Here is a 23,926-nt window from a genome sequence, read left to right as displayed (position 1 = left end):
CGGATCTCCCGATGATGCCCGGAATTTCAAGGGAGGTTCGAACAGAAATGGAAAACGCGGTACGGATTGCCATCCTCGGGGCGGGAAACATCGGGACGAGCATTGCCAAAGGCCTGGCCCAGGCCGGTCATTTTACCCCCGGGATGATCACCCTCACCCGGAGACGGACCCATCTCCTGGAGGAGTACAAGGCCATGGGGTTCGAGGTGACCAGCGACAACCCCGCCGCGGTGAAGGGGGCCGACGTGGTCATCGTTGCCGTGGAGCCCCAGCGGGTGGATACTCTTCTGGAGGAGATTGCCCCGGCGCTGGATTTTGACCGGCACATCCTCATCTCCGTGGTCACGGGAGTGACCATCAAAAGGATCGAGGAGGTCATCGGGAAACCTCTCCGTATCGCACGGGCCATGCCCAACACGGCCATCGCCGTCCGGGAGTCCATGACCTGCCTTGCCTCCAACGGTCCCGACGACCGGGCGCTGGAGATGGCCAAGCGGATCTTCAACGACGTGGGGAAGACCCTCCGGATCAGGGAAGAGGACATGATCGCCGCCACAGCCCTGGGCGCCTGCGGCATAGCCTTTTTCCTCCGGGCCATCCGGGCTGCCTCCCAGGGGGGGATCGAGATCGGCCTGTCGGCCAAGAACTCACTGGCCATGGCTGTCCAGACGGCCAAGGGCGCCGCCTGCCTGCTTTCCGTGAGCGGGAGCCACCCCGAAAACGAAATCGACAAGGTGACCACCCCCAAGGGCTGTACCATTTCCGGTCTCAACCGGATGGAACACGAGGGGTTCAGCTCCGCCCTCATCCGGGGGATCACCGTGTCCGCCGAAAAGGCGGCGGGACTGTACTGCGACAAAAAGGAAGGCTGAGAAAAGCACGGAGCCGCTGTAAACGGGGCGCCGCCCCGGAAGAACCGAGACGACGGAGGGGACGGACCATGGTGAGACTTCTGGAACAAGGCGCGTATCTCGTGGACGGGAAACATGTGGTTGTGGAAGGCGCCGGCGCGAAGGCCGCGGAACTTGCCGGGCGGCCGGTCAGCCGGGAAGAGGCCCGGAAGGGCACCATCTCCTGGTCCATCCTCGAGGCCCACAACACCTCGGGGGCCATGGAGCGGCTGAAGATCAGGTTCGATGCCCTGACGTCCCACGACATCACCTACGTAAGCATCATCCAGACGGCCCGGGCCAGCGGCCTGGAATCCTTCCCTCTCCCCTACGTCCTCACCAACTGCCACAATTCTCTGTGCGCCGTAGGAGGCACCATCAACGAGGACGACCACCTCTTCGGCCTCTCGGCGGCGAGAAAATACGGAGGTATTTACGTTCCCGCCCACATGGCGGTGATCCACATGTACATGAGGGAGGCCATGGCGGGCTGCGGAAAAATGATCCTCGGGAGCGACAGCCACACCCGATACGGCGCCCTGGGAACCCTCGCGGTGGGCGAAGGGGGCGGCGAGCTGGTCAAGCAGCTTTTGGGCCAGACATACGACATCGCCTACCCGCGGGTGGTGGGGGTGTACCTCACGGGAAAACCCCGCCCCGGCGTCGGCCCCCAGGACGTGGCGCTGGCCGTGATCGGCGCCGTCTTCAACAGCGGCTACGTCAAGAACAGCATCATGGAGTTCGTGGGGGACGGCGTTTCGAACCTCTCCGCCGATTACCGGTGCGGCGTGGACGTGATGACCACCGAGACGGCCTGCCTTTCATCGATCTGGCGCACTGACGGAAATGTGAAAGACTTTCTTGCAGCCCACGGCCGTTCCGGCGATTTCAGGGAGCTGAACCCCGGCAAAGTCGCCTGGTACGACGGCATGGTCATGGTGGACCTTGCCGCGGTGAAGCCCATGATCGCCCTGCCGTTCCATCCTTCCAACGCCATGGAGATAGAACGGTTCAACGAGAATTCCGGCGACATCCTCAGGGAAGTGGAACGGTCAGCAGCGGAACTCCTGGGAAACACGAAGGCGAAGTTCAGCCTCACCGGCAAGCTCGAGAAGGGCAGGCTCCGGGTGGATCAGGGGATCATTGCGGGCTGTTCCGGGGGAACCTACACGAACGTCATGGCTGCGGCGTCTCTCCTGAAGGGAAAGAGCACGGGCAGCGGGGAGTTCTCCCTGTCTGTCTACCCCTCGAGCCAGCCCGTGCTGCTCGAACTGGTGAAGAACGGAACCATCACCGAACTGATGATGGCCGGTGCCGTGGTCCGGACGGCCTTCTGCGGTCCATGCTTCGGGGCGGGAGACGTTCCCGCCAGCGGTTCCCTCTCCATCCGTCACACCACCAGGAATTTTCCCAACAGGGAGGGATCGAAGCCCGGAGAAGGGCAGATCGCAGCGGTGGCCCTCATGGACGCCCGGAGCATCGCCGCCACGGCCGCAAACGGCGGCTTCCTCACCCCCGCCACGGACCTTGACCCGGCGGAGGAGCGGTGGGAATACCACTTCGACGACACTCCCTACAGGAACAGGGTCTACAGCGGGTTCGGCTCGCCTGACTCCGGCACGCCCCTGGTCTTCGGCCCGAACATCGCCGACTGGCCGGAGATGCCGCCCCTGCCGGATCACCTCCTGCTGAAGGTGGTCTCATTCATCACCGATCCCGTGACCACCACCGACGAACTCATCCCTTCGGGCGAGACGGCGAGTTTCCGTTCCAACCCCCTGGGACTGGCGGAATTCACCCTCTCCAGGAAGGATCCCTCCTACGTGGGGAAGGCGAAGGAGGTCAGGGCCTTTGCAAAGGCCCTTGCCGAGGGCAAAGCCCCCGGGGAGATCTCCCCGGAGCTGGAAGAGGTTTTATCCGCCCTGGGAGCCGTCCCGGGGTTCGGGGAAATTTCTTTGAAATCCGTCAGCCTGGCTTCCGCCGTGTATGCCAGGAAGCCAGGGGACGGTTCGGCCCGGGAACAGGCGGCGAGCTGCCAGAGGGTTCTCGGGGGAGGAGCGAACATCGCCCGGGAGTACGCCACGAAGAGGTACAGAAGCAATCTCATCAACTGGGGGATGGTTCCCTTCCTCCTCCACGGCGACCCCTCCTTCTCCGCGGGGAGCTGGATCTTCATTCCCGGTATCCGGCAGGCCATGGAGCGGGGGGAGATGGAGTTTTCCGCCTATGTGGCCGGGAAGGGGAGCTTCGAAAAAATCACCCTCGAGACCGGTGTCCTGACGGAGGACGAGCGGGCAGTCATACTCGCCGGTTCCCTGATCAACTACAACCGGGAAAGGAAGTCCTGAGGAACGGAGAGAGGCCATTCCGGGTCAGTCACTCCCGGCCGGCCCGGAAACGGACAGATTCCGAAGCTCCCTCCTGAACAGGTAGAGGGTCAGCAGAAAGGAGCCGCTGTCCGCCAGGGGGAAGGAGATCCAGACACCCTTTGTCCCCAGGAAGCCGGGAAGGATGAGGACAAGGGGGATGAGCAGGAGCACCTGGCGGGACAGGGAGAGCAGGAAGGCGGGCCGGGCCTTTCCCAGGGCCTGGAACATGGCTGACCCGGTGATCTGGAAGCCGATGAGGAAGAAGGCCATGGAGATGAGGCTCATCGCCCGGACTCCTTCGGCGATGAGGGCCTCGTCGGCGGAGAAGAGCCGGAAGATTTCCCGGGGAAAGACCTGGGCGGCGGTGAAGCCGATGAGGGCGAGGACCGTGGAGGCGGTCACGGCGAGGCGGATAGCCCGGCGCGCCCGGACCAGGTTTCCCGCTCCGTAGTTGTAGCCCAGGATGGGCTGGAACCCCTGGGCTATGCCCATGAGGGGCATGAAGAAGAAGGAAAGGGCCCTGTTGATGACTCCGTAGACGGCCACGTGAAGATCTCCTCCCCAGTGGACGAGGGCCCCGTTGACCAGGACGATGGAGAGGCTGCCCGCAGCCATGCGGACGAACTCCGACGACCCGACGGCCACTATTTCCCGAAGCAGCCGGGGTGAGGGGACGAGATACTTACTGACAAAGGAAAGGGCGCTTTTTCCCCTGTAGAAATAGCCGAAAATCCACACGAACATCACCATCTGGGAGAGCACCGTGGCCACGGCGGCTCCCCGCATCCCCCAGCCCAGGCCGAAGATGAATATGGGATCGAGGATTATGTTCAGTATGGCGGAGATGAGCAGCGTGGTCATGGCGATCCTGGCCCTGCCCTCGGCCCGGGCGGCGTGGTTCCCCACCATGGCGAACATCTGGAGGGGGATGCCGAAAAGGATCACGGAAAGATAGGCCTCCGCGTGGGGCAGAATGGCCTCGGTGGCCCCGAAGAGCCGGAGGACCTGTTCGAGAAAAAGGAAGACCAGGAGGGCAACGGCGATGCCGATGCCGGAGGCGAAGGACACCGTCGTGCCGAAGGCCTTCCGGGCTCTCTCCATATCTCCTGCTCCGAGGCTGCGGGAGATGATGGACGCTCCCCCCGCGCCGGCCATGATGGCCAGAGCCCCGGCCAGCATCTGCAGGGGAAAGCAGATGGCCACCGCCGCCAGTCCGGGGGATCCGACGCCCCGGCCGATGAAAATGGCATCCACCACGTTATAGGATGACATGACGATCATGCCGACTGCAGAGGGAAGGGAAAGCCTGAAGAGAAGCCTCCCTATGCCCTGGGTTCCGAGAAGATGCCTGTCTGTGCTCACGTAAAAATGCCTCCGAAAAGAACGGGCGCGGCGGGGTTCGCCGCGCCCTGGATGATGTTTCTCTGTCCGTCTTCCTAGATGAGCTTCTTCTCCTTGCCGATGGCCCGTATCTCGAGCATCCCGGAATCGGAGAACAGTTCCACCGTCCGGCCCCAGGAGCCTCCCGTGTCCTCGGACAGGACGGGGATCCTGAGGGAAGAAAGAACCTTTCTGCAGGCTTCCACGTTCCGGGCGCCGATCTTGAGGAGAGAGTCGGCATTGCCTCCCAGGGAGAACATCTGGGCGCCCCCTGCGAGTTTCGCCCTGATGCGGCGCTCGTCTGCCCCGTAGCGGATCATCTGCTTCAGGAGGTCGGGCACGGCGGAATCGGCGAATTTCGACCTGTTGAAATCCGTTCCCCTGGCGAGCTCCGTGGAAGGGAGCATCACGTGGACCATTCCCCCGATGCGCCTTTTTTCGTCGTACAGTGTTACCCCGACGCAGGAACCAAGCCCGAGGGTTGAGATGGAGTCGGGATTCAGAACGACACCGGCTTCGGCGATGCCGACCCTAACGACCGCCATGACCTGCCACTCCCAGGGCCTGGAAGATCCGGCCGAAAGAATCGGGGTCGGGAAGGAGGAAAATGTGGCTCGACTCTCCTTCCGAAAGGGGGTTTCCGTCCAGGGAAAGGCCGCCGTCGATGACGATGGCGGTGTCCCCGCTCCGGCCGATCTCGGAAAGGCTGAAGGCCAGGATGGCCCCCGCCATGTCCATGGCCAGGGAAGGGACCGAGGGGGTGAGCTCGAAGCCGAGAAAGTCGGAAAGAGCCGTGATGTAGGAACCGATCATGATATTCCCCACCTCGTGGATCACCGAAAATCCCATATCCGTAAAGCCCTCGCCGCCTGACGCCCCCGTCATGTGGCGGATGAGCGCCAGGGCGTCGGAGGTGCTCATGACGAAGAGCATGTTCCCCGAAATTCCACCCTCAATGCGGACGAAGACCGACAAAATCATCCGCTCCGCGCCGCCCGCGTAGTCCACGATCCCGTTGAACGGCATGGGGACCACCCGGGAGACCTGCATGTCCACCGTTCTTCCCAGTAGGGAGGAAAGGGACGTGGCGGCGTTTCCCGCGCCGATGTTGCTCACCTCTTTCAGGACGTCGAGGTGAAAATCACTCAGAGTTCCGGAGTCCATGGGATGTACCCTATTTCCTGAGGGGACCGCCGAAGCTGTTGAGGGTCTCGGCGATGCGCTTGTCCTTCACGGAGATGTGGTCGAGGGTCCAGTTTACCAGCATGTCCCTCAGGGCCTCGGCGCTCTCCCGGGTCATCTCTTCTCCCTCGGCGAATCTGCGGTGGAGGTCGAAGACTTCCTTGATGAACCAGCTGTGCTCGTCCCGGTGCTCCCTGAACTGGTCGTAGCAGTTGCGGATCATGATGAGTTCTTCGGCGCCGAAATGCTGGATGGCGTAGCCGATGAGGTAGTTGACCGTATCTTCCATCCTGTTTCTGTCGCCGCTTTCCACGGCTCTGGAAAAGGAGGCTATGCGCTCCACTAGCTTTTTGTGCTGGTCGTCGATGATGCCGATGCCGATGGCCAGGTCGTCGCTCCACTGTACTGTCATTCTTTCACCCTCCTGCCGGGGGAAGTCCGCTCTCTGTCGAGTGCTCCGGTCAATTGTACCAGATGGGAAAGAGGGGAGAAAAGAAAAATAGGCCTGTCCCGGCTGTATAATGAACCATCCCCGCTGAAAGGACTGACTGGAATGAAGATATGGGTTCTCCACGGAGGCGAAGGCCCCGAAAGGGAGGTCTCCCTCCGGAGCGGAGAGGCGGTGGCCTCCGCACTCCTCGAAAGGGGATACGAAACGGAGCCGGTGGACCTCCGGAACAGGGGAGACGCGTCGGCCTTCATCGAAAAAAAGGAAGGTTTTGCCTTCATCGCCCTCCACGGGGGATGGGGAGAGGACGGAACGCTGCAGGCGGCCCTCGAAATGGCGGGAATTCCGTTTTCCGGCTCTCGCCATGCATCCTGCGCCCTCGCCATGGACAAGACGGCGGGCAAGGCCCTCTTCCGGGAGAAGGGGATTCCGGTTCCGAAGGGGATCGAAGTGTCCCGCCGCGGGGCTGATGAGGAGTCTCTCTCCGGGGCCTGCCTGGAGGAACTCCTGGAGCGGTCGGGAAAGCTCGTGGTGAAGCCCTGCTGTTCCGGCAGCACCGTGGGGGTCTCCATCCTCGACGGTCCCGGCGGGCTCGGGGATGCCCTGGAGGAGGCTTTTCGCCACGACGGAAGGGTGCTGGTGGAGGAGTACATCCCCGGCCGGGAGATCACCGTGACGGTCCATGAACGGCACGGGAAGCCCGTCTGCCTCCCGGTCATCGAAATCCGCCCCAGGGGCGGATTTTACGACTACGGCTCGAAATACACACCCGGAGGGAGCGAGTATCGTGTTCCGGCTCCTCTGGAAGAATCCGTCCTCAAGGCCGTGGAGCATGCTGCCCTCGGGTCGTACAAGGCCCTTGGATGCAGGGCCTACGCCAGGGTGGACCTCCGCCTCGACGACGACGACCTTCCCGTGGTGCTCGAACTCAACACGGTACCAGGGATGACCGCCACCAGCCTGGTGCCCAAGGCGGCGGCGGCGGCGGGCATCTCCTTCGGGGAGTTCCTCGGGATGGTGGTGGAGAATTCCCTGTCCCGCTGATCCTCCTCAGTATTCGGTCACGTACTGGAATCGCCTGCGGAACTCGTCGGGGGGCAGCTTCGCCGCCACGGCCAGTTTCTCGAAGTCGATGCCTCCCTGGAAGTCCCGCTTCTCCAGCCGGATCATGTACTCCCTGGCGATACGGTACTGGATCGATTCCGTGTTCACCGTGCGGATGCGCGTTTTTTTCGTCACCGGGTCGAGGATATCGTCGAAGGAGATGGGAACGATCATGTTGTTCTGTATGGTGATGAGGGCGTTGGTGCCGCCGCTCCGGAGGAAGTCGAAGGCGGCGTAGCCGAGGTTTCGGGTGTACTCGATGTCGAAGGCGTTGGGCGGGGCGCACCGGACCTCGTATCCCACTTCCTTGTTGTTGACGGTCATCTTGATCCCGAGAGAATTGAGGTTCGCCAGGAGCTCCTTTTTCAGCACGTCGGAGAAGTTGATCTCCGCGTAGCGGATGTGCCCGTGGTCATCGTACTCCAGGCAGTCGGCGGCCTCGAGGTCCTCGATCCGTATCTTCTCGATGAGCCCCTCCGCCGTCACGGCCACGCCGTAGTTTCTTCCCGAGGCCAGGCGCTTGATGATGGAGCCGGTGATGATGTCCACCACCAGGGAGAGGGGGATTTTTCCGTTCGAGGGAAATTCTTCCGGTATGATGGTGATGGTGGCGCCGGCACTCTTGCCGATGCCGAGGGCGAGATGGCCGGCCACCCTGCCCATGGCCACCACGAGGAACCACCTGCCGGTGGTCTTGGCGTCCTCCATCAGGTTCGAAACGAGCTGGGCTCCCAGGGAGCGGGCGGTCTCGAAGCCGAATGTGGGAATGCCCTCCGGGAGGGGAAGGTCGTTGTCGATGGTTTTGGGCACGTGGGCGAAACTGATGGTGAGCCCCAGGCTGTTCTTCGCGTAGCCTGCGATGCGGGACGCGGCGTAGGCGGTGTCGTCGCCGCCGATGGTCACCAGGTGGGTGACCCCCAGTTCGATGAGCGTGTCCACCACCCGTCGCAGGCTCTCGTCGCTCTTGGTGGGGTTGAACCGGGAGGTTTTCAGGATACTCCCTCCGTCGGAGTGGATCCGGCTTACCATGTCGATGGTGAGGGGGATGATCTTTTTCTCTCCCTTCGCCAGGTTGGAGAAGCCGTCGTAAATTCCGAAGACCTCCCAGCCCGACTTCTTCGCCTCGATGGTCACCGAGCTGATCACGCTGTTTATTCCGGGGGCGGGGCCGCCTCCGCAGACGATTGCGAGGGTATTTTGGACCGGAGTGGTCATGGTGCGCCTCCTGCATGGGATTTTGGAAAGAATTCTAGCACAATATTCCGGTTATAATTGAATAATCTTTCATCCCCCGCCGCAGAAATGAGGGGACGGGAGAAAGGAGGAGGACCATGATCTACCTGACCGGGGACACCCACGGAGTGTACGGAATGGACCGATTCTCCCCGGGCAACTTTCCTGCGGGGGAGGGGCTTTCGAGGGACGACCTGGTAGTGATCCTGGGGGATTTCGGGCTTTTCTGGAGCGACCCTCCCGCGGAGCGGGAAAGGGAAGAGCTGGAAAGGCTGAGCTCACGGCCATGGACCACCCTTTTTCTCGACGGGAACCACGAAAATTTCACCCTGCTGGACGCCCTGCCGGAAGAAGAGCGGTTCGGCGCCCCGGTCGGGGTGGCCGCCTCCAATGTGTTCCACCTCAGGCGTGGATACGTCTACACCCTTGAAGAAAAAAAATGCTTCGCCTTCGGAGGCGCCCGGAGCCTGGACCGGCACGGGCGGACGGCGGGAAAGTCCTGGTGGAGGCGGGAAATCCCCTCGGAGGAGGAATTCCGCCGGGGACTCGATTCCCTTGAGTCCGCCGGGTGGACGGTGGACTGGATTCTCACCCATACCGCCCCGGAGGGAATCCTGAAGACCACCAACCTCGCCAAGTACCTTGCCGGGGACCCCGTATCCCTATACCTCGAGGAAATCCGGAAAGAGACGGCCTATGACCGCTGGTTCTGCGGCCATCTTCACAGGAACGCCTTTTTCCCCGGCGAGCGGGTTCATGTGCTCCGGGAGAACATCCTCGACGGCGGGACGGGGAACACTGTTTCGGTGGAGCGGAACCGCCCCCCGCTGAAAGAGAGACTGAGAGCCTTCCGGAGCCGGTTTTCCCAGGAGGGGGACTGAGCTGAGGTTTTTGTGCATATTGTTTTTTTTCTGTCCTTCGGACAAAGCTTTATTTGTTCTATAATGTAACAATTGGTATTTTGCTCCGTTTTTACTATTCCCGGCAGGTGGAATAGGGGATGAAAGCCTGTTGCTCTCAAGGAATAGGGAGGCTGAAGATGTGAATTTGGAAAGGCCCAGGTCCGGATGAAACGGTTTTGTTCCGCAGGCGGCTTTGTCCGGCTGCCTGTTCTCTGGATTCTTCTCGCCGCCGCGGTGCTCGCCGGGGGGGCGGTTATCGGCCGATGGAGAATGAAGGAAGCCGACCGTTTCATGAGGGAGGAACTGCTTCGGCAGACCCGTCTCCTGAGCGAGACCATCCAGCTTGACCAGGTCAGGGCCCTCTCCGGAACCGAAGATGACCTTCGCCTTCCGGAGTACTGGCGCTTCAAGGAACAGTTCCGGGCAGCCCTCCAGGCCTTTCCGGGGAGCAAATTCATTACCCTCGTGGGGCACCGTCCCGACGGCACCATCTTTTTTTACGCCGACTCGGAACTGCCAGGCTCCGAGGACGAATCCCCCCCGGGAGATGTGTACGAAGAAATGGACCCCGGCTTCCTTCCGGCCTTCGAAGAGAATCGTCCCGTCACCGTGGGACCGATTTCCGACCGGTGGGGCACCTGGGTTTCCACGTGGTATCCCGTGTCCGACCACGCCACCGGGGAAACCGTCGCCGTCCTCGCCCTGGACATCGACGGCGGAAACTGGCGCGGGGATGTTCTCCGGGCATCCCTGCTGCCCAACGGCACGGCCCTCCTTCTTGCAGTTGTCCTGCTTTTCGGCGGTTTTCTTCTTCAGCGGCGCTCCCGCCCTGGTGAAGAAGGGCGGAGAAGATTCAGACACGGGGAAGCTTTCCTCGCCCTGTCCGCGGGGCTGGTGCTCTCCGTTTCCTTTGCCCTGCTGGCCAGGGAGAAGGAGTTCATGGGCAGCAGGCACTCCTTCTCCGTTCTCGCCGATGCCCGTTCCGGGGAGCTTCACATGCTCTTCGACAAGACCCGGAACATGGCCCTGGAGAGCCTGGGGCGGTTCATCGAAGCCGAAAGGAACCTGTCCGTCGAACACCTGGAACGGTTTATCGACCACCTGGAGGCTCTTCCGGAGGTGATCTCCGTGGCCTGGATTCCCCACGGCCCGGAGGCGGGCGCCCTTCTTTCAGCGGAGGCGTCTCCCGCGCCCCGCCGGGGGAACAGGCTCCAGGGAAAGGAGCCCGGCGCTGCCGAAGCCATGAGGCGGGCCGCGGAAACGGCTCTTCCCTCGGCGTCGGACATCTTTGATCTTCCTGAAGGAGCCGGAAGGGGCAGGGGATTGACCATCTACCGCCCTGTCTTCTTCCGGGACGGCTCGTCCCGGCTCCGGGGCTTCGCCGCCGTCACCCTGGGGCTGGATATTCTGCTCACCCGGGCCCAGAGGGGAGGAGAAGCGGAGGCGTCCATGGCCCTCTGGCAGCTCGGCGAAGGACAGCCCCGGTTCGCTGCCGGGGCGGGGGGCGGGAGTGACTCATGGGAATTTTCCGGGGTGACCGTTTCGTCGGGCGACTCCCTCTGCAGCGTCCGTCCCATTTTCGCCTTCGGCAGAACCTTCGCGGCGGAAATGCGCCCGGGTAAAGCCTTCTATCTCCATCATCCCGTCCGCGCAGGCTGGATGGCCCTGGTGACGGGCCTGTTCATAACCCTGTCCGTGACGGTTCTCGTCGGTGCGGCCTTCCGCGCCAGGGAAGCACTGGAGCTGGCCGTGGACCGGAGGACGGCGGAACTCCGGGAGAGTGAGGCCCGGTTCCGCTCTCTGGTCGAGGACGTCCCCTTCCCCGTGGCGGTGATATCGCCGGAGGGAAGGATTCTTTTCACAAACTCCCGGGGGGAAGAGTTTTTCGGCCTGGAGGCTGCCCATGCCATGGGAAAAAATCTCCTGTCCGATCTTCACCTCCTGGTCAACCCCGGGGCTTTCCACGGATTTGTTGACCAGGTGTTCGCCTCGGGATCCCTTCACGCCAGAGAGGTCTCCTTCCGAAAACCGGACGGAGAGACCCGGTGGGCCCTTGTATCCGCCAGTCCTATCTCCTTCGACGAAGAGACATCCATTATCATCGCCCTCCAGGACATTACCGGCCGGAAGGCCATGATTGACAGGCTCCAGCTCGCCGACCAGTTCTTCCGCACCACCACCGAGGGCATCGTGGTGACCGATGCCGAGGGGTTCATCGAGGACGGAAACCCGGCACTCGAGGAGCTAACAGGCTATACCCTGGAAGAGATCCGGGGCGGGAGACCGGGCATGTTCTCCGCCCAGAGGGTCCATTCCGAAACGTCGGAGCGCTTCTGGGATTCCCTGCGGCGCAACGGCGTATGGCAGGGGGAGGTCTGGAACCGCCGGAAGGACGGCGAGGCCTATCCCGTGTGGCTTACCGTCACGGCGGTGAAGGATTCTGAAGGGAAGGTCACCCACTACGCGGGGGTGCTGACCCACATAGGGGACATCAAGATGGAGCAGCAGCGGCTGAGTCACATGGCCTATCATGATTCCCTCACGGGACTGCCGAACCGGTATCTGCTCCTGGATCGCCTGGAGATGGTGATCGCCAGGGCCAGAAGGGAGAGGTCTCTTGCCGCGGCGGTATTCATCGATCTGGACGAGTTCAAGGAAGTGAACGACACCTACGGCCATGAGACAGGGGATCTCCTTCTTGTTTCCGTGGCCCGGAGGCTGACGGGACTCATCCGGGAGCAGGACACCGCTGCCCGCCTCGGAGGGGACGAGTTCGTTCTTGTCCTGGACGGTTTTTTCTCCCGGGAAGAGGTGGAGGCTTTTCTGGCGAGAATTTACGGAGCTTTTTCTGAACCTTTCCCCGCCGGCGGAAGGCTCCTGTCAGTCCACGGCAGCATCGGCACCGCCCTTTTTCCCGACGACGGCTCCACGGCACGGGAGCTCATCGCCCGGGCTGACGAGGAGATGTACACCGTGAAATGGAAAAACAGGGAGAGGCACATCTCCTGATTCTCCATGCAGTGAGGTTTTTCGGACGGCTTCCCGAACCCGGGAAGCCGTTTTTTGCTGTTTCGGTGTTGAACTTCTTTTTCCCATGCATTACTCTTCATTGGTGAAGGGGAACGGTTTGCCGTTTTCCTTCGGGCGGGGGCAGGAAAAGCTCCCCCCTGAAAGAGGGGAGAGAGATGGGAGAAAACGGGGGAGCAGGAACGAAGGGCGGATTTCCGGGAAAAAATCTCCGCCTTTTGGCCTTTTTTCTTCTTCCGCTCCTGGCTGCAGGGGCTTTTTTCATCATGGAGAACATCCGCCGGGAAGAAGAGCGGCTGAAAAGCGAGCTGCTCCGTACGGCGGAGCTGATGGCCCAGTCTCTTGACGCCGGGAGCATGGACGCTTTTTCAGGAACAGCCGGGGATGTCCATCTCCCGGACTACAGGCAGCTGAAGGATCATCTTCAGACTCTCAGGCAGTTTTTTCCGTCGTTTCGATTTCTCTATCTCATGGGAAAAACGGAAGAGGGGCAGGTTTTTTTTCATGTGGATTCCGAAGAAGAGCAATCAAAGGACTATTCCGCACCCGGGCAGGTGTATGAGGAAGCCCCGCCCGTTCTTTTCAGAGTGTTCCGCTATGGAAGAGCGGAGACAGCGGGCCCTTACGCCGACCGGTGGGGAGAGTGGGTCAGCGCTTTCGTGCCCCTGGGAACAGGAAAAGGATCCGGCTTTCCCGTGGTTTTCGGCCTGGACATGGACGCTGCCGCCTGGAAGAAGAGTGTGCGGCAGGCCGGAATCTTCCCCCTGGCGGCGATGCTGCTCCTTTGCCTTCTGGTCCTTGCGGGAGGTGTTTTTCTCGACTGGCGGGCTGGCCTGCCCCACGAGAGGCGGAGGCGGTTCCGGGCTGCAGAGGCGGTGATCGTGGTTCTGGCGGGAACCCTCATCACGTCGGCTTCCTTCGTCACCTCACGCCGCTGGGCGGGGGATGAACGGGACGTCCTTTTCTCAAGGCTTGCCGACGGATACACGGCCCCGATCCTTGAAGAGCTGAACGATATACGGAACATAAGGCTCGAAGCTCTGGCCTCCTTTTTCGAGGGGTCGGAAACCGTAGATTACGGGGAATTTCTCGAGTTCGCGAAGTTCCTCTCCCGGGACTCCGTCGTCCAGTCCTGGGAGTGGGTATCTGCAGTTCCGGTAAGTGAAAGGAAAGCCTTCGAGGAGCGAATCCGGTCCGAAGGGCTTCCGGGCTTTGCCGTATGGCCCCTGGGCGGGGAAGACGGACACATCCCCGGTGAAAATCGGGATATCCACTATGTGGTTACCTACGTGACGCCCAGGGAGGGAAACGAGACTGCTCTCGGCTACGATATGGGGACTGAACCGGTTCGCCGAAAATCTATCGAAGAGGCGGCGCGGACAGGGCTCATGGTCGGAAGCGACCCGGTAGAACTTGTGCAGGAGACGGAGGGGGAGAAAGGGATCCTTGCCATCAGGCCCGTGTTTTTCCCGGAGGGCGGGAGAATGCAGGGGTTCGCCCTGGCTGGAATACGGCTCCGGGACCTCCTGGAACGTTCCGCCCGGTTCGCCGAAGACAGGGAGCGTCCGTCGGCCGTGGCGGGGCTCTATCTCCTCCGGCCCGGAAAGCCGGCGGAGCTTCTGGCCGACTCATGGCCCGGTCATGCCGCCAGGGGGGAGGAAGACTGCCTCCGGAATCCCGGGACAGTAATATTCCCTCTGCTCATCTTCGGCAAAACGCTGCTCATCGCGGCTCACGAGGGGCCGGCCTTCGAGGAACTCTATCCTGGCGGGACAGGATGGGGCGTTTTGTTGGCAGGCCTGTTTTTGACGGCTGCCATGGCCGTTCTCACCGCCGTCCTTGCAGGCCGCGGGGAGGAGCTGGAGCTGCTCGTCGGAGAAAGGACGGGGTCCCTGAGAAAGAGCGAAAGCCTGCTCCGCAAAACCCAGGAGATTGCCCGCCTCGGAAGCTGGGAACTCGAACTGGCAACCATGAGGCTGACCTGGAGTGACGAGGTGTATGTCCTTTTCGGCCTGCCCGGAGGAGAAACCATTCCCACCTATGATGCCTTTCTGGAAGCGGTGCACCCCGACGACCGGGAACGGGTCGACGCCGCCTACAGGCTCTCTCTTACCCGGAATGATGACGGCTACGAAATCGAGCACAGAATAGTGAAAAGGGACACTGGTGAAGTTCTTTTCGTTCAGGAACGGTGCGCTCATTTCAGGGACGAGTCTGGAAAGATTGTCCGTTCTGTGGGTATGGTACATGACATAACGGAAAGGAAGAGGTTCGAGCTGAGCCTTGTGGAGGCGAAGGAGGAACTTGCCGGGTCGAATCTTTCCCTCGGCCGGGCTCTGCTGAGAGCGCAGGAAATGGCGGATAAGGCGGAAGCAGCGAACACGGCCAAAAGTCAGTTCCTGGCCAATGTGAGCCATGAGATCCGTACCCCGCTCAATGGTGTCATCGGCATGTCGGTCCTTCTCAGGGATACCCCCCTGAACAGGGAGCAGCAGGAATACGCCGATATTATCAGGTCGAGCGGAGAGTCCCTTCTGGCTCTTATCAATGATATTCTTGACTTTTCAAAGATGGAGGCGGGGAAGCTTGAACTGCTGGAAGAGGATTTCGACTTCCGGAAATTCATGGACGAAATGCTCTCCCTGGGGGCCCTTCGGGCCTCGGCCAAGGGGCTCGGCTTTTCCGGATCGGTGGGGCTGTCGGTCCCGGACCGTGTGCGGGGTGACAGGAGGAGAATCGGGCAGATTCTGACCAACCTTCTGGACAACGCCGTCAAGTTCACCGAAAAAGGGCGGATAAGGGTCACGGTCAGGGAGGAGAAACGAACGGGACATTCCGGGGAGCTGACCCTCAGGTTTGCCGTGGCGGATACAGGAATAGGAGTGCCTGAATTCGCCTCGGAACGGCTCTTCACAAAATTTACCCAGCTTGATCCCTCGTCGACGAGAAAATACGGCGGAACGGGGCTGGGCCTGGCAATTTCTAGGGAGCTTGCGGAACTCATGGGCGGAACAGCCGGTGCGGTGAGCCCTTCCGGGCTGCCTGGCGGAGGACCTGGAGCGGAGTTCTGGTTCACGGTAAAAGTGCTCGAAGCCTCCTCTCCCGCAGGAGGAAAGGAAGACGGGGTGCCGTTTGCCCGGAAAAAGGGCTCCGCGGCGGAAGGGCTCAAAAACCTGCGGATTCTTGCGGTGGAGGACAATGCTGTTAACCGCCGGGTTATCACCGCCATGCTCCGTGGGGCGGGAGTGTCGGCCGATACGGCGGAGAGTGGACGGGAGGCCCTGGAAGCCCTGGAAAAAACCCGCTACGATGCCGTGCTGCTCGATGTCCAGATGCCCGAAATGGACGGCATGGAGACGGTCAGGAGAATCCGGAGGGTCGAAAAGGAGAGGGAAATGCCGCGAGTTCCGGTTATCGCCATGACGGCCCACGCAATGGCGGGTGACAGGGAACGGTGCCTCGATGCGGGCATGGACGAATATCTTGCCAAGCCCGTAGAGCGGGAAAGGCTTTTTGAAATTCTCTGCAGACTCGTTCGGGGAGGAAAAGCTGCCGAAACCTGCCTGGACAAGCAGGTACTCTCCGGCCCTCCCGCAGTTTTTGGGGCGGAGAGACTGCTGGATAATCTTGCGGGCGACGCAGAGGCTGCAGGAGAAGTGCTGAAGGAGTTCCTCCGGGAAATCCCCGCTGAACTGGCAGGGATAGAGGCGTGCGCCGCAGCGGGGGACCGGGCGGGAGTTTCAGGCCACGCCCACTCGCTCAAGGGGGCGGCGGCCGGAATCGGAGGAGACGCTCTGCGGAGCGCCGCGTTCGAAATTGAACAAGCATCGAGGCAGGGAGACGGGGATAGCGTGCTTTCACTTCTGCCAGGGCTCCGGCGGCAGTTTGATCTGCTCGAAAAAGCCATTAAGACATATCTTGGGGAAGAAGAATGATATCATCATCTCCCGAAAAAAACGGCCGGAGGCTGAAGCCTCCGGCCGTTGCGCGTTATTGCCGTCACTCCCAGGGGGACTCTCCCCTGGCGAAGATGGCCAGGCAGGCATCCGTTACATTCTCGTCGAATCCCTTTCCGCGGAACCTGGTGATTTCCCCCAGACCCTGTTCGAGGCCGAGGCTCGGCCTGTAGGGGCGGTGGGAGGACATGGCCTCCACTACATCCGCTACGGCAAGAATTCTGGACTCCATGAGGATGTCATCCCCTCCCGTTCCGTAAGGATATCCGGAACCGTCCATTCGCTCGTGGTGCTGGAGCACGGCTTTTGCCACGGGCCACGGGAAGTCCACGTTCTTCAGAATTTCGTATCCGGCAATGCAGTGGTCCTGGATGAGGCTGTATTCCTTGTCCTTCAGCCGGGAGGGTTTGCTCAGGATCTCCGCAGGCACGTCAATTTTTCCCAGGTCGTGAAGAACAGCCGCCACGCCCACGCCACGGACCTGCTCTTCGGGCAGCCCCATTTCCCGTGCGATGGCTATGGCGAGCCGGGCGACCCGCTCCTGGTGGCCCGCTGTGTAGGGATCCCGGGTCTCGACCACCTTGGCCATGGAGACCACGATGCCGTCCACGGTGTCCCGGAGCTTGGCGTTCGTCTCCGTGAGAAGCTGTTCGGCGTGTTCCCTGGCCGACTCCGCCATCTTGCGCTCGGTGATGTCCACCCAGTTGGCGATGGAGTACTTCGGGCCGTTCTCTCCGAAGATGGTGGTCATGCTGACTTCGACCCAGAGAGGGGCTCCGTTTTTTTTCCTGAAAAGGTGCTCTCTTTTTGATGCTCCCCTTGCGGTGACCATCCCGTAGTATTCCGTCATGAAATGGAGGTCGTCTTCACCCCACCAGGGGTAAGGTGCCTTGCGGTTGATGACCTCCACCAGGGAGTAGCCCGTGAGTTGTTCAAGAGAGAAGTTGATGTACTTCACCGATGTGTCGGGGTTGACCACCAGGATGGGGTTCGGTGAGTGATTGAGCAGGCTCGCGGAGAGTTCCTCGCTTTCGAGCAGCGCTTCCTCCTTGCGCTTCCGCTCGGCGATCTCCGCCAGGAGCCGTTCGTTTATTTTCTCCAGTTCCCGGGTTCTCTCCCGGACCATCTCCTCGAGGGTCCGGTTCAGCGAGACGAGCTTTTCCTCCGTCTCCCGAAGGACGTTGACGGCGGAAGACAGACTGCTGTTCTCCTTCTTCGCCACGCGGAAGAGTTCCCGGTTCTGCAGGACTCCCGCTACCTGGCTGAAGTAGATGGAGAGCAGGGCATAGCAGATGTCGAGGATGTCCTCTTTTCTGTCCCTCAGGATTCCGATGAAGGCTCCCATGGTCCGCCCCGGCGTGGCGAGTGCGTGGAGAAAGGCGTCCTCACCCGTGGTGAGCCTGGCGGTAACGGCGCGCTCCGTCTGGACCACCCAGGCGAGGGTCCCGTCGTCGATGAGGGCGGGAAGTTCCTTCTCGATCTTCTTTTTCGCCTCGGGGGAACTGGCGAAAGCGAGCTGGAATCCTGCGTCCTCCTCCCTGAAGAGGAAGAATGCTCCGCCCCTGAGACCGATGAGTTTGCCTGTGCGCTCGTAGCAGAGAGCGAGGATGGACTCTACCGTGGCTTCCGCGGCGGCGTCCGGCTGGATGTCGTTGATCTTGAGCGCGATGTCGAGGGCGTTGGTGACGGCAATGCGCTCTTCTTCCAGAGAAATGATCCTGTTCTGAAGCTTTTCAAGAGTGAGGAACTGTTTTTCCATCGTCATCGCCGCCTTTGAAAAGGCTGTAAATTTCGGAAATCTGCCGGTGTGCCTGCCGCGCAGTCATGTCGATTACGGAACAGGGAAGGTCCACCACTTTCCAGACGCTGTCAGGTATGGGGGAGGCGTGAAGAGACCCGCTGTTCCCCTCGCCGATGGTCGCCGCGAGAACGTCGGAGGCGGCCAGAAGGGCGGAGGGAAAATCCTTTACCTGTTCTTCCGTTTCGTGGCTCTGCAGGACCATGTCGGAGAGGGACAAGGGGAAATTCCACCGCTCCAGGAGCTTTCCGCCGAGCTCGCCATGGTCGAAGCCGAGGACCTCCTTCTCTATGATGGTCAGGGGAGCCCTCCGCTCGGCCGCTGCCGTAATGAGGCGCGCCATGGTAAAGGGGGCGTGCCGGAAAAGGACGAGCCGCCCGATGTCGTGGAGCATCCCGGCTACGAAAGCCTGTTCGATGATCCTCGGGTTTTTCTTCGACGCGAGGATCTGGGCGATAACCGCAACGGACACGGAGTGTTTCCAGAAGGATTCCATGTTGACCCATTCCACGGGAATATCCTTGAAGTTCTGAATGGCGGAAACGCCGAGGGCGAGCAGGGAAAGGGCCCGTCCGCCGATAAGGGCGGTCGCCCGGGATATGGAGTCCACTCTCCCGGGAACACCGTAGATGGCGCTGTTGGCCAGCTTGAGAAGGATGGCCGAAAGGGCGGTGTCCTTGCTGATGAGGTCGGCAATGTGGGAGACGGAGCTCTTCGGGGACTGGAGGGCCTCCGAAACGCGGAAGTATACGTCGGGAAAGGACGAGAGACCCACTTCCGTTCTGAGGATGTCCTCCATGTCGATTTTTTCGTCGGAAATTCGGGGTTTCACAGGAAGGGACAAGGTGAAGGTCTCCGGACTTTTCGCGGGAAGTCCTTCGGCGATCCGTCCCGCGCTGACTCTCACGGCGACGGTGAATACTTCCTCCATGAGGGAGGAGGCCGGCGGGATGCCTGAGAAAAGGTCAAGCACCATTTTCCGGGCTTCTTCCATGACGGCGGAGGAATAGAGAAGGTCATCCCCGCCCGGTTCTTCCGGTTCTTTTGCCTTGGCGACAGGAACCTCGGAGACTCCCCAGATCTTGAGACTCATGATGTTCTTCGGGGTCAGGCGGGCTCCCTTGGGCAGAATGAACCGGCCGTTCGGGGCGATAAGATCCCCGGAAAGCACCATGCCCGATTTAAGACGGCTGACGGATACGTATTCCATGCGGTCCCCCGGATTCTGTCCCGACAGGGCAGGACGAGAATAGAATACACCATTCATGTTTTAACCATATTGTTCGTAAATTGTCAAGTGTACACTTCTGCTCTGCAGGGGTTGCCCGATCCGGTTTCATCGCCGGAAAAGGCTCTAAAGTGCTGCAGGAAAAGGGATAGTTCTGTTCCTGAGCAAGATCGCCGCGGCAATTGACGGGGCTTTTTTTGTGGCGCAAAAAAAAAGAAAGGTGTATAGTTGCGATAATTTAACCTTCTGAAAAATCGATCTTTTTAATATCATTCGAGGCGGGGTGCCGGTACCCGTTTCCGCCGCGGAAAACAGGCTGCTTTCCGGAAGGGATCAAAAGGGGAGGGTCATTATGTGCCGAGGAATATGGAAACAGGCCGGGGCGGCCTCTCGCAGGCTGGCGGCGGTATTTGCCGCCGCTTCCGTTATCTGGGGCTTTATGGGGACCGCCGGAATCGTGTCGGCGGAAGATCCGCCCCCCGAACCTCTTGCTTCGGAGTGGCAGAAAGTCATGATCACCAAACACAGGGCGATCATCTCCTTCATGGACACGGACTTCGGTCTGAAAACCTTCCGGGGGCAGACGGAAAACCTGGAGACCGACCTTTCCGGTTATTACGGGACCAATGTGATAACCACGACAAAGGCGAACCTTGCAGTGAAGATTGGACTCCTGTCACTCAACAGCCTGGTCTTCTCCCAGTCCCAGGCCTTCGGGCTCGTTCCGCAGACGAGGACCATCCCCGATGACTTCATGGGGACACAGACCTTCACCAAGGTTCCGACGGGGGTCATCTGCACGTCGTACCTGACGAGGGCGGATGCTGACGAGAACAATACATTCCTCTGGATGGAGCTTACCGGAAGGAACGAAACGACGGGAACCGTGGGGCGCATCGGAAGGGTGCTGATCACCGGCATTCACCGGCCCTACTATAAGTACAAGTTCAAAGCGGACCTCTCGAAAATATACGCTCCCGCCCTGGACCAGAACGTGGCCCACGACATGGTTGCCTGGGACTGGAACAAGGACGGCTACACGGACTGGCTGATGAACTTCATCACTAACCCAGGAGGCGCCGATGATTTTGAGAATATGAGAAATTCGCTTGTCTTTGTGGACGGGAAGTCACTGTACGAGGCCTGCAGGGGTCTGGGAACGCCCCGAGTCTGGCAGAACACGGATGCCTCTTACACCCTCGGGACAAACGTCGTGGGGGGGCTCACGGATGTCAAGCCCGCAAACAGCGTCAGGACAGCGATCGGAGACATGGACGGAGACGGAAATCCTGAAGTGGCCCTGTACTACACCATGGTCAAGGCTCCCGACGGGCTTGCACACAACAACCGGCTGAGGATCATCCGGCTGACGTACAATGGTGTCGACGCTCCGGAGTGGGAGTGGTTTTACGCGCTTTCCGAAAACGCCGGCAAATGGTACCTTCAATACGACAGCGCCACGGTCGCCATGGGGGACCTGGACGGCGACGGCTTCGACGAGCTGGCCGTGCTCTACAGCACGACCCCGGCGCTCTACCAGAATTCAAAGCTCTATCTCGATGTCTGGAAGATCGTCAACGGGGAAGTCACGCGGCCGGTCAGGGGTGTGCAGATAAGCTCCGGTGCTAAAATGGCGTCCAGTTCGTGCCCCGCAGTGGAGGCGTCCATCGACGACCTCGACGGCGACGGTTTCGATGAGCTTGTCTATGTGCACACCGAAGCCGGAAATGTAAACAGGCTCCATATCAACGTGCACAAATGGCCGGTGACCGAAGGCGTGGTAGTTCTTACAGGAATGGGGACCAAGTACGGCTACTGTCTGACCGACTATGACAGCACCTGGACCATGCACTCCAGTTACGTGCGTTTTTCCATGAACACAGGGATGTTCGCCTATCCCGAGACCGAAATACTCAAAAAGCAGATCGGCCTTGTATCCACCCTTCCAGGCTCCTCCGGCAAAGAAGGGCTCCGGTGGGGCATTTTCTCCTGGAACGGGACCGACGGGCTGGCGCTTACCGCCAAGGGCACCAGGGCTGACGGGGCGATGGCAGGCAATGTGGTGCCCACGATCACCGCCGCCGATATCGACGGGGACAGCATGGTCCTGGGAGAGCCCACCGGCTTCACCGTCTACGACAACATCGAGCCGGTCTTCATAATCCAGGCTCCCCCGAGGCACTGGGACGTCCTCTCCGAAGGGGGCACGACCAGGATCATGGACTCCTTCGCGGTGCTCAACGGGTATTCGACGACGATGATGGGCAAGGCATCGGACTCCGAGACGACCCTCACCACGAAAACAAGCGAGGGGCACTGGGGCGCGTCCGTAGGGATTTCGGTCGCGCAGGTCCATCACCGGAAAGAGAACACCACCCTCTTCGAAGCCGGGCTGGAATATGCCGGAGAGGCCGCCCACGCCCATACCTATGGAACCACGGTCACCACTACGGCCAGCCTGTCAGCCACTGCCCAGTACGACGACCAGGTGTATTTCCGGGCCAACACCCACGACGTCTGGCGCTACCCGGTTCTTCTGCCCGAGTCCCAGGCATTTGTAACAGAGGACGGCGTGACGTACAGAAAATTCGTCCAGTTCATCGTCCCCAGGGTCATCCAGTCGAGTTTCTCCTCCACAGCCGGGAAGGAGGTCGACTGGTACGATCCGTGGCACAACGGGCTGAACCTGTTCTCCTACCCCAGGACACTGGAGCAGACCAGGGACTACCCCCAGGGTGCGGCATCGAAGCTCCCTGATGACTTCTGGGAGGACATCAACGGCCTCGTTCTTGCCAAGAGCACGGGGCAGATCATGGGAAACGTGGACAGCACACAGTCGAACTTCACCATGGAGGTCATTGGACATGATGATGTACTGGATTCGCTCAAGAACACCGTTTCCGGATACGCAAAACTCAACCTTCCCAGCCGGGGCAAGTTCTATAAGGTGACAGGACACTTCGGTGTTCATGGTGACTATTCCTACGGCTCGGACACCATCACCACATCGGACAAAAGCAAGCTGGGCGGAATAACCGTCTCATGGCCGGGCGTAGCCAGCTACGCAAGCCCTTCGGGAATGACCCCCTCCGACCAGCAGTTCACCGTGGATGCAGCAATTTACGCGAGCGATACCGGCACCATCTCCTTCGCCTACGCGGTCTCGAGACTTGCCAAACTCTATTCCCAGATCTGGGGACCCGGTTCGCCGTACAAGGCGACCGCCGACCCTGCCCTCAACCTGCCCCGGCAGTGGGTCATCAACGCGGGGAAATGGCAGGAAAACCCCTTCCCCGGAGACGCGGGGCGGATGCGGGCCCTCCATTTCGAGGGAGCGACAATTGTCGGCTCCGGCGGCGTGAGCGGCCAGGTCATGCCCATCAACACCGAGGTGACCGCACACCTGCGGGTGTACAACTACAGCTTCGTTCCCACCGGCAACGTCACCGTCACCCTCAGTTTCCAGCCCATCACCTCGAGCACCGACCTGCCGGATATCAGCAAGGCCACCCTTCTAGGCTCCAGGACGATTCCATCCATCCCGGGACGGGACAGCGGAACAACCAACAACTGGGCGGACCTGACCAAGGTCTTCACCACCCGCAGCACCCAGGCGGTGGGGTATCTGCACGTTTCTCTCACCACCGACGGAGGGAATCTCCAGACGAACAACGACCAGGGACATATCCTGGTGGGCGTGTATGACCCTGCAAACTTCGTGAGTTCCACCCGGACGGCCTCGGCATCCGAAAGCGGCGGCAGGCTCCTGAAAAGTGCGGCATTGGGCGGGCGGCTGAACATCCTTCCCGGTTCCATGTCCATACGGCCGCTGAACGAAGACGGCACCTTCGGAGAGGAAACGGCGCATCTCGACCCGGGAAGGACCGCAGCAGTCCAGGGGACGATCCGGTTCGACCACGCCCAGGGGATAAAGGACAGCACCCTTCTCTACGTGTCCGTTTTTCTGCGGGACGACAAGGGGTTTGTCAGCCACCGGACCATCCCCCTGCTTAAAAACGGCACGGAGCACGTCGTCCGCATGCTCTACACCGCGCCTGACATCGACAGGACGTTCCCGCTGCAGATGATCGTCACGTCGGACATCCTGCCGGCTGCCGACGACGAGAACCCCCAAGGACGCACCGCGGCGAAAATCATTACGGTGGGCAGCCCCGACGGGGGGGGATGCTCCGCAGCGGGTGCAGCGCCTCTTGCTGTGCTGCTGTTCCTTCCGGTTGTATTGTTGAAAAAAAGGTAAAACGCTCCTGAAGAAAATTCCGGGACGGTGAAAAGACAGAGAAAAAATGACAGGGTTTCCGGCCCTGTCATTTCTTTTCTTCGACTCCCGTTTCCGGCCGGCCGGGAAGCCGTCCTTCCTCCGGAGCTGTCCCTCGGCTGAAGGAAAGGTG

14 protein-coding genes are annotated in these 23,926 nt (G+C 60.8%); 7 read left to right on the top strand and 7 right to left on the bottom strand.

What is annotated here, in order from left to right; genetic code table 11:
• Positions 1-47: 47 nt before the first annotated feature.
• Together proC and C8D99_RS03415 are read left to right on the top strand one after the other, a co-directional pair.
• A complete protein-coding gene (proC, locus tag C8D99_RS03420; RefSeq protein ID WP_133956407.1) occupies positions 48-872 on the top strand; it encodes a pyrroline-5-carboxylate reductase in 825 nt (274 codons plus the stop codon).
• 68 nt (positions 873-940) lie between these two features.
• Positions 941-3,238: a hydratase gene (locus tag C8D99_RS03415; protein ID WP_133956405.1), complete on the top strand. Its 2,298-nt coding sequence runs from the start codon at positions 941-943 to the stop codon at positions 3,236-3,238.
• A 24-nt stretch (positions 3,239-3,262) separates the two neighbouring features.
• Here C8D99_RS03415 and C8D99_RS03410 read toward each other — a convergent pair whose 3' ends face one another.
• The 4 genes from C8D99_RS03410 to C8D99_RS03395 all read right to left on the bottom strand — a co-directional run bounded on the left by C8D99_RS03410 (position 3,263) and on the right by C8D99_RS03395 (position 6,233).
• Positions 3,263-4,621: an MATE family efflux transporter gene (locus tag C8D99_RS03410; protein ID WP_133956403.1), complete on the bottom strand. Its 1,359-nt coding sequence runs from the start codon at positions 4,619-4,621 to the stop codon at positions 3,263-3,265.
• 74 nt (positions 4,622-4,695) lie between these two features.
• On the bottom strand, positions 4,696-5,184 hold the full coding sequence (locus C8D99_RS03405; RefSeq protein WP_133956401.1) for a chemotaxis protein CheD: 489 nt from the start codon (positions 5,182-5,184) through the stop codon (positions 4,696-4,698).
• Positions 5,171-5,803, bottom strand: coding sequence for a chemotaxis protein CheC (locus C8D99_RS03400; RefSeq protein WP_133956399.1), 633 nt, complete (start codon positions 5,801-5,803; stop codon positions 5,171-5,173). The genes C8D99_RS03405 and C8D99_RS03400 overlap by 14 nt, the downstream gene beginning before the upstream one ends.
• 10 nt (positions 5,804-5,813) lie before the next feature.
• The gene (locus C8D99_RS03395; RefSeq protein ID WP_133956397.1) at positions 5,814-6,233 is read right to left on the bottom strand and encodes a bacteriohemerythrin; all 420 of its coding nucleotides are present in this window, start codon (positions 6,231-6,233) and stop codon (positions 5,814-5,816) included.
• A gap of 141 nt (positions 6,234-6,374) precedes the next feature.
• On the opposite strand from C8D99_RS03395, the gene C8D99_RS03390 reads away from it, so the two are divergent.
• Positions 6,375-7,313: a D-alanine--D-alanine ligase family protein gene (locus C8D99_RS03390; RefSeq protein WP_133956396.1), complete on the top strand. Its 939-nt coding sequence runs from the start codon at positions 6,375-6,377 to the stop codon at positions 7,311-7,313.
• 6 nt (positions 7,314-7,319) lie between these two features.
• Here C8D99_RS03390 and pfp read toward each other — a convergent pair whose 3' ends face one another.
• Complete coding sequence (gene pfp / locus C8D99_RS03385; protein ID WP_133956394.1) at positions 7,320-8,588, bottom strand: diphosphate--fructose-6-phosphate 1-phosphotransferase; 1,269 nt, start codon at positions 8,586-8,588, stop codon at positions 7,320-7,322.
• 116 nt (positions 8,589-8,704) lie between these two features.
• On the opposite strand from pfp, the gene C8D99_RS03380 reads away from it, so the two are divergent.
• From C8D99_RS03380 to C8D99_RS03370, 3 genes are all read left to right on the top strand, one after another.
• Positions 8,705-9,487, top strand: a complete 783-nt coding sequence (locus tag C8D99_RS03380; protein ID WP_133956391.1) for a metallophosphoesterase — start codon at positions 8,705-8,707, stop codon at positions 9,485-9,487.
• 186 nt (positions 9,488-9,673) lie between these two features.
• On the top strand, positions 9,674-12,517 hold the full coding sequence (locus C8D99_RS03375; protein WP_133956390.1) for a diguanylate cyclase domain-containing protein: 2,844 nt from the start codon (positions 9,674-9,676) through the stop codon (positions 12,515-12,517).
• Between the two features lie 236 nt (positions 12,518-12,753).
• The gene (locus C8D99_RS03370; protein ID WP_208321062.1) at positions 12,754-16,470 is read left to right on the top strand and encodes a CHASE domain-containing protein; all 3,717 of its coding nucleotides are present in this window, start codon (positions 12,754-12,756) and stop codon (positions 16,468-16,470) included.
• A 64-nt stretch (positions 16,471-16,534) separates the two neighbouring features.
• Here C8D99_RS03370 and C8D99_RS15370 read toward each other — a convergent pair whose 3' ends face one another.
• A complete protein-coding gene (locus C8D99_RS15370; protein WP_208321061.1) occupies positions 16,535-18,250 on the bottom strand; it encodes an HD domain-containing phosphohydrolase in 1,716 nt (571 codons plus the stop codon).
• Positions 18,225-19,499 carry an HDOD domain-containing protein gene (locus C8D99_RS03360; RefSeq protein ID WP_166669982.1) on the bottom strand — a complete coding sequence of 425 codons (1,275 nt, stop codon included), beginning with the start codon at positions 19,497-19,499 and terminating at the stop codon, positions 18,225-18,227. The genes C8D99_RS15370 and C8D99_RS03360 overlap by 26 nt, the downstream gene beginning before the upstream one ends.
• Positions 19,500-19,869: 370 nt before the next feature.
• Between C8D99_RS03360 and C8D99_RS03355 the strand changes: the two genes are divergently transcribed.
• Positions 19,870-23,775 carry an FG-GAP repeat domain-containing protein gene (locus C8D99_RS03355; protein ID WP_133956382.1) on the top strand — a complete coding sequence of 1,302 codons (3,906 nt, stop codon included), beginning with the start codon at positions 19,870-19,872 and terminating at the stop codon, positions 23,773-23,775.
• Positions 23,776-23,926 lie beyond the last annotated feature (151 nt).

This window comes from Aminivibrio pyruvatiphilus, assembly GCF_004366815.1.
In the GTDB taxonomy this organism is placed as follows: Bacteria; Synergistota; Synergistia; order Synergistales; family Aminobacteriaceae; genus Aminivibrio; species Aminivibrio pyruvatiphilus.
This window is presented reverse-complemented; position numbering and strand designations above follow the sequence as displayed.